This window comes from Curtobacterium sp. MCSS17_008, assembly GCF_003234185.1.
GTDB lineage: Bacteria > Actinomycetota > Actinomycetes > Actinomycetales > Microbacteriaceae > Curtobacterium.
The window spans coordinates 22869-29683 of record NZ_QKSM01000022.1 but is presented as its reverse complement, the minus strand read 5'-3'; the positions used below and the strand labels follow the sequence as shown (position 1 = coordinate 29683).

The following is a 6815-nucleotide window of genomic DNA, read 5'->3' as shown; positions in this document are numbered from 1 at the left end:
AGATGTGTATAAGAGACAGCCCCGCGCCTCCCGTCCGCACGCCGCCGACGGAACCCGTCGTTCACCTGGCGGCCACCGCGTGGTCGCCAGGATGCTGAACAGTCGTGCAGGTCCCCCGACCTCCTGAGAAGGACCCTGCATGCGCACCCCTGCACTGCGGCTCGGAGCCGGCGTCGCGACGGGCATCGCCCTCGCCGCCGGCGTGCTGACCGCCACCCCCGCCGTCGCAGCCGTCGGCGACGACGACCCGGCCATCGGCCCCGTCGTCACGTCCGGCCCGGCGACGGGTCTCGCCGTCAACGAGGTCGAGTCGAACGCGGACGACACCGACTGGGTCGAGCTCGTCAACACCTCGTCCGCCGCGATCGACCTGAGCGGCTGGCGCTTCCTCGACTCCAATCCGTCGCACGCCGCGTACACGCTGCCGGCCGGCTCGACGATCGCCGCCGGCGGGTACCTCGTCGTCGACCGGGAGACCACCACCCGCCCCGGCTTCGACTTCGGGCTCGGCGGTGACGACTCGGTGCGGCTGTACGACCCGTCCGGCACGCTGACCCTGCGGTACGCCTGGACGTCACACGCCCTCGTCACGTACGGCAGCTGCCCCGACGGCTCGGGCGTCCTGGTCGACACCACCGCGTCCACGAAGGGCGCGGCGAACGACTGCTCCTCGCCGGTGCGCATCAACGAGGTCGAGTCGCAGGGCGGCACGCCGGGCGACTGGGTCGAGCTGACGAACACCGGGACGACCACGGTCGACCTCGGCGGGTACGTCCTGCAGGACAGCGACGACGACCACGCATGGGTGATCCCCGCCGGCACGACCGTCGCCCCGGGCGGTTTCACCGTCCTCGACGAGGCGCAGTTCGGGTTCGGGCTCGGCGGGGCGGACAGCGTGCGGCTGTCCGACGCCCGCGGCGCCCGGGTCGACGCGACCTCGTGGACCGCGCACGCCGCGACGACGTCCGGGCGGAACCCGGACGGCACCGGCGACTTCGCCGAGACCTCGGAGCCGACGAAGGGCGCGGCCAACCGCTTCGCCGGCGTCGTCACGGCCGAGGCCTGGCCGGGCGGGCCGGACGAGACCGTCCTCGACGACGAGGGCACCTTCACCGGCGACCTGAGCGGGCTCGACTGGACGACCTCGACGTCCTCGCCCGACGGGCAGCTCTGGGCCGTGCAGAACGGCGACGGGCTGCTGTACCGCCTGGTGCCGGACGGCGAGGGCGGCTGGGCGCCGACCTCCGCCGCCGGCACCGACCTCCGCTACACCGACGGCACCGGCACGCCCGACGCCGAGGGCGTCACCGTCACCGCCGACGACCCGGGCGCCGTGTACGTCTCGACCGAGCGCGACAACGACGTCTCGAAGGTCAGCCGCCCCGCGGTGCTGCGCTTCGCCACCGCGGACGGATCCGAGTCGACGCTGCGTGCCACCGACGAGTGGGACCTCGCCGCCGACTTCCCCGGACTCGGTGCGAACGCCGGGCTCGAGGGCGTCACCTGGGTGCCGGACGCGTGGCTGACCGCACGCGGCTTCGTGGACGAGCACACCGGAACGGCCTACACGCCGTCCACGTACCCGGGACACGGCGACGGACTCTTCCTCGTCGGCGTCGAGGGCACGGCGAGCGTGTACGCCTACGCGCTCATGGACGACGGCTCGTCCCAGCGGATCGCCACCGTCAGCACGCCGTTCTCGCTCGTCGCCGAGGTGCAGTTCGACCCGACGCTCGACGCGCTCTGGGTGGTCTGCGACGAGGCGTGCTCCGGCCGCACCGCGCTGTTCGACGTGCAGGACGGGGCGTTCACGCTCGCGTCGCTGTACGAGGCGCCGGCGAACGCCGATCGCGGGCTCGCGAACGAGGGCTTCGCGATCTCGGGCCGGTGCGTCGACGGCGCGCGGGCGACCTTCTACGCCGACGACAACGACACGAACGAGTCCTCGCTGCGGACCGGGACGTACCCCTGCGACGCGACGACGGAGCCGGGGGACGGGGAGACGCCCGCGCCGGGTGACGGCGACGGCGGTGCGCCTGCGCCAGGGGACGGGGAGACGCCCGCGCCGGGTGACGGTGGCGCGCCCGTGCCGACCCCGACGCCGGACGCCGGTGGCAGTGCGCCGGCGCCCACCCCGTCGGCCCCGAGTGCGACGGCTCCGGTCGCGCCGGACGCCTCGGCACTCGTCGACGGGAACCGCGGCTCGGTGTCCGCGCCGTCGAGTGTCCGTGCGGGCAGCTCGGTGACGATCACCGTCGGCGCGCAGTACGCCGGGCAGCGCGTGGCGGTCTGGCTCTTCTCCGAGGCGCAGCTGCTCGGCACGCCGGTCGTCACCGCGGACGGCACCGTGACGGTCGTCGTCCCCGCCGACGTCCCGGTCGGTCAGCACCGTCTCGCCGTCACCGCACTCGACGGCACGGTACTCGGGTGGACGGGCCTCAGGGTCGACCCCGCGACCGGCGAACTCGCCTTCACGGGTGCCGAGCTGACGGGCGGGATCGCAGCGGCGCTCCTGCTCGTGGCCGCCGGTGCCGGTGTCCTCGCGGCAGGTCGTCGCCGGTCGGCCGTCCGCTGACGCCGGCGCCCCGTCGTCCCACCGGACGGCGGGGCGTCGACGTCCCACCTCGACGCCCAGCCCGCGTCGGTAGACACAGAACGTGCACTCCACGGCTCCTGCGACCCAGCCGCCCGTCGGCGTCCCATGGCATCAGGCGACCTTCGTCGCTGCCTTCCCGCGGTTCTGGCGCGGCTACACGACATTCCGGGGACGGGCGGCGCGCCCGGAGTTCTGGTGGTGGACGCTGTGGTGGTTCATCATCACGCAAGTGGCGCAGATCCCGTGGATCATCGGGCTCGTCACCTGGCGGCCACCGGCGCCGAGTGCGTCCGACATCGCGGTGTTGGACGACGCGTTCCAGTCCTACAACCCCTTCCCGGTCTGGGGGTTCCTGCTCTCGTCGTTGCCACCGATCGCCGCGATCGGACTCGCGCTGTACGCCGCCGTGACCCTCGCAGCGGCACTGCCGTGGATCGCACTGGCGCTGCGCCGGTTGCACGACAGCAACCGGTCCGGGTGGTGGGTCCTGCTCTTCCTCGTCCCGTTCGGCAACGTCGTGCTGATCGTCCTGCTCGCGATGCCGTCCGACGAGCGCGGCACCCGGTTCGACCCGCAGCGCTCCGTCCGGGCGGACGACTGACGACGACGGGCACCGGACGGCGGGGGCGTCGGCGTCCCCGCGGTAGCGTCAGGGGATGCCCACCGATGTCCTCCGCTACACCGCCTTCGCCGCCGAGCCCGGGGGTGGCAACCCGGCGGGCATCGTGCTCGACGCGGAGGGCATGTCCGACGACGAGATGCTCGCCGTCGCGCAGCAGGTCGCGTACCCGGAGACCGCGTTCGTGGTCGGACGGACCGCCGACGGCGCTCGCCTGCGGTACTTCTCGCCCGCCGCGGAGGTCCCGTTCTGCGGCCACGCCACCGTCGCCACCGCCGTCGTGCTCGCCGAACGCGAGGGCACCGGCGTCCGCGTCTTCTCGACCGCCGCCGGGGACGTCACGGTCGATGCCACCACGGCGTCGGACGGCAGCGTGCAGGTCGCGATGACGAGCGTCGAGCCGTCCACCCGTCCGATCGCCCGGGAACGGTGGGCGCGGTTGTCCGCCGTCCTCGGGCTCGTGGACGGCGACGTCGCCGAGGGCTTCCCCGTGCTCGAGTCCTTCGCCGGGAACCGGCACCCGGTGGTGGTGCTCGCGGACCCCGAGCTCTTCCACCAGTTCCGCTTCGACCCCGCCGCGCTCGCCGCGGTGAAGCGGGAGTACGGCTGGGCGGGCACGGTCACGGTGCTGCACCGCACGGCCCCGCTCGAGTACGAGGCGCGCAACCTGTTCCCCGCGGGTCGCATCACCGAGGACCCGGCGACGGGCTCCGCCGCGGCGTCCACCGGTGCATACCTCCGCGCGGTGGGGGCGGTGTCGCCCGGCGACCGCGTGGTGATCCGGCAGGGCCGGCACGTCGGGCGCCCGAGCGTGCTCCTCGTCGACGTGCCCGCGGAGGGCGGCATCACGGTCACGGGCGGCGCGACGCCGGTCTCCTGAGCGCCGGCCGCCCGTTCCTTCCCATCTCGCCCGCGGTGGGAACTGCTTCCGGGCGTACCTGGTCGTTCCGTTCGGTCAGGTACGCCCGATCCGACCAGGTACGCCCGATCCGACCAGGTACGCCCGATCCGACCAGGTACGCCCGATCCGACCAAGTACGCCCGATCCGGTCGGGCTCGCCCCACCGTCGTCGCTTCCGTTCCATCCGCGAACGACCCTTGACAGGGTTAAGTCCACACGATGGACTAATCCTGCGCGCGGGTGACGGAGCCCGCGGACATCCCGTGCAAAGGAGCACCGATGAAACGCCGCACCCGAATCATCGCCGGCCTCGCAGCCGCGGCAGTCGCCGCGGTCGGGCTGGCGGGTTGTTCCAGCTCGGGGTCCGCCTCGAGCGACACGATCAAGATCGCGTACCAGAAGTTCGGCGCCTTCCAGCAGCTCGACGCCCAGATGAAGGTCGTCAAGCAGGAGTACGAGGAGGCGAACCCGGGCAAGAAGGTCGAGCTCGTGCCGATCCAGGCGCAGGAGGACGACTACGCCACCAAGCTCGCGCTCATGAACCGCGCTCCCGCGACCGCTCCCGACGTCATCTACGAGGACACCTTCCGCATCAAGGCCGACGCGGACGCCGGGTACCTGCTGCCGATCGACCAGTACACGGAGAAGTGGGACGAGTGGGACCAGTTCTACGACAACGCGAAGCAGGCGGGTGAGGGCGAGGACGGCAAGATCTACGGCGTCCCGATGGGTACCGACACCCGGGCCCTCTGGTACAACAAGCAGATCTTCGAGCAGGTCGGCCTGCCCGTGCCGTGGGAGCCGAAGACCTGGGACGACGTGCTCGAGGCCGCGAAGACGATCAAGGAGCAGGACCCGGACGTCGTCCCGTTCAACATCTACTCCGGCAAGGCCCAGGGCGAGGCGTCGACCATGCAGGGCTTCGAGATGCTGCTGTACGGCGCGGACGGCGACGGCAACACCCTGTACCGGGACGGCAAGTGGGTCGTCGGATCGCAGCAGTTCCAGGACTCGCTGCAGTTCATCGAGGACGTCTACCAGGGCGACCTCGGGCCGACCCCGCAGCAGGCCCTCGACACGAACATCGGCACGACGATCACCCAGACGTGGCTGCCCGAGGGCAAGCTCGCGATCGACCTCGACGGGTCGTGGCAGTCCGGCACGTGGCTGGAGTCCGGCACCGCGCCGTGGCCCGAGTGGGACGACGTGATGGGTCAGGCACCGTTCCCGACGCAGAACGGCCAGGAGCCCGGGTACAACTCGATGTCCGGCGGGTGGACGCTCTCGGTCGGCGCGAAGTCGAAGGACCCGCAGGCGGCGTTCGACTTCATCACGATGTTCCTCGACAAGGACGGCTCGATCAAGTACGACTCCGAGAACAGCCAGATCGCCGTCCGCAAGGACGTCGCGGAGGACCCGGAGTACACCGGCGCCAACCCGACCTTCGAGTTCTTCTCCGGGCTGGTGGAGCACACCAACTTCCGCCCGGCGACGAGCGAGTACGCGCAGGTCTCGAACGCGATCCAGGTCGCGATGGAGTCCGTCATGACCGGTCAGCAGTCGCCCGCCGAGGCCGCGGAGGTCTACGACGAGGCCGTCGTGGGCGTGGTCGGCGAGGAGAACACCGTCTCCGCCGGTTAGCGGCGCCTCCACCTGACGGACGGGAGGCGCGGCGCACCCCCGCACCGCGCCTCCCGTCCGCTCCCACCCACCTTCGGAACCCCCTCCGCACCCGGAAGGCATCCACGTGTCCAGCACCCCTCTCGCGCCGACGCTCTCGGCGCCCGGTGCGCCGAAGCGCACCGAACCTCCCGTGCCGCGCAAGCGGCGGCCCCTGCGGAACGCGACGCGTGCCGTCCCGCTCCTGCCCGCCGTGGTCCTGCTCATCGTCTTCCTGCTCGGGCCGGTCATCTCGTCGTTCTACGGCTCCTTCACGAACGCGGCCCTGACCGGCATCGATGCAGCCGACCAACAGTTCGTCGGGTTCCAGAACTACGTCGAGCTCTTCCAGGACCCGGACTTCCCGAAGTCCGTGATCCTGACGATCGTGTTCCTCCTCGCCTCGGCGGTGGTGGGACAGAACGTCCTCGGGCTCGGTCTGGCGCTCCTCATGCGCAGCGCGAACAAGGTGGTCCGCGCACTCGTCGGCACCTTCGTCGTCGCCGCCTGGGTGCTGCCGGAGATCGTCGCCTCGTTCGCCGCCTACGCGTTCTTCCACGACGAGGGCACGCTCAATGCGTTCCTCGCATCCATCGGGATCAGCGGCCCGAACTGGCTGTACACGTACCCGATGATCGCGGTCATCCTCGCGAACATCTGGCGCGGCACGGCGTTCTCGATGCTCGTCTACTCGGCCGCCGTGCAGGAGGTCCCCGAGGAGATCACCGAGTCCGCCGAGGTCGACGGCGCCACCGGCTGGCAGCGCCTCGTCTACATCACGCTGCCGGTGATCCGACGCTCGATCTCGACGAACCTCATGCTCACGACGCTGCAGACGCTGTCGGTCTTCACCCTCATCTTCGTGATGACGGGCGGCGGTCCGGGCACGAACTCGTCGACCCTGCCGATCCTGGCGTACCAGGAGGCCTTCCAGTTCTCGCAGCTCGGCTTCGGGACGGCGATCGCGACCATCCTGCTCGTGGTGGGCGCGGTCTTCTCGATCATCTACATCAAGGCACTGAAGCCGGAGGTGGACTGAC

5 protein-coding genes are annotated in these 6815 nt (G+C 71.4%); all 5 read left to right on the top strand.

Features of this window, described 5'->3' with window-relative positions; genetic code table 11:
- Positions 1–139 precede the first annotated feature (139 nt).
- The 5 genes from DEJ23_RS14785 (at position 140) to DEJ23_RS14765 (ending at position 6814) form a co-directional block, all read left to right on the top strand.
- On the top strand, positions 140–2575 hold the full coding sequence (locus DEJ23_RS14785; protein ID WP_111240995.1) for a lamin tail domain-containing protein: 2436 nt from the start codon (positions 140–142) through the stop codon (positions 2573–2575).
- Between the two features lie 82 nt (positions 2576–2657).
- Positions 2658–3197 carry a DUF805 domain-containing protein gene (locus tag DEJ23_RS14780; protein ID WP_111240994.1) on the top strand — a complete coding sequence of 180 codons (540 nt, stop codon included), beginning with the start codon at positions 2658–2660 and terminating at the stop codon, positions 3195–3197.
- 55 nt (positions 3198–3252) lie between these two features.
- Complete coding sequence (locus DEJ23_RS14775) at positions 3253–4095, top strand: PhzF family phenazine biosynthesis protein (protein WP_111240993.1); 843 nt, start codon at positions 3253–3255, stop codon at positions 4093–4095.
- A gap of 300 nt (positions 4096–4395) precedes the next feature.
- A complete protein-coding gene (locus tag DEJ23_RS14770; RefSeq protein ID WP_111240992.1) occupies positions 4396–5757 on the top strand; it encodes an extracellular solute-binding protein in 1362 nt (453 codons plus the stop codon).
- A gap of 106 nt (positions 5758–5863) precedes the next feature.
- On the top strand, positions 5864–6814 hold the full coding sequence (locus DEJ23_RS14765; protein WP_111240991.1) for a carbohydrate ABC transporter permease: 951 nt from the start codon (positions 5864–5866) through the stop codon (positions 6812–6814).
- The last annotated feature ends 1 nt before the right edge of the window (position 6815 follow it).

Bases quoted from the DNA above. Each gene is read 5' to 3' on its own strand.
- DEJ23_RS14785 (WP_111240995.1), top strand. From the start codon at position 140: ATGCGCACCCCTGCACTGCGGCTCGGAGCCGGCGTCGCGACGGGCATC.
- DEJ23_RS14775 (WP_111240993.1), top strand. From the start codon at position 3,253: ATGCCCACCGATGTCCTCCGCTACACCGCCTTCGCCGCCGAGCCCGGG.
- DEJ23_RS14770 (WP_111240992.1), top strand. From the start codon at position 4,396: ATGAAACGCCGCACCCGAATCATCGCCGGCCTCGCAGCCGCGGCAGTC.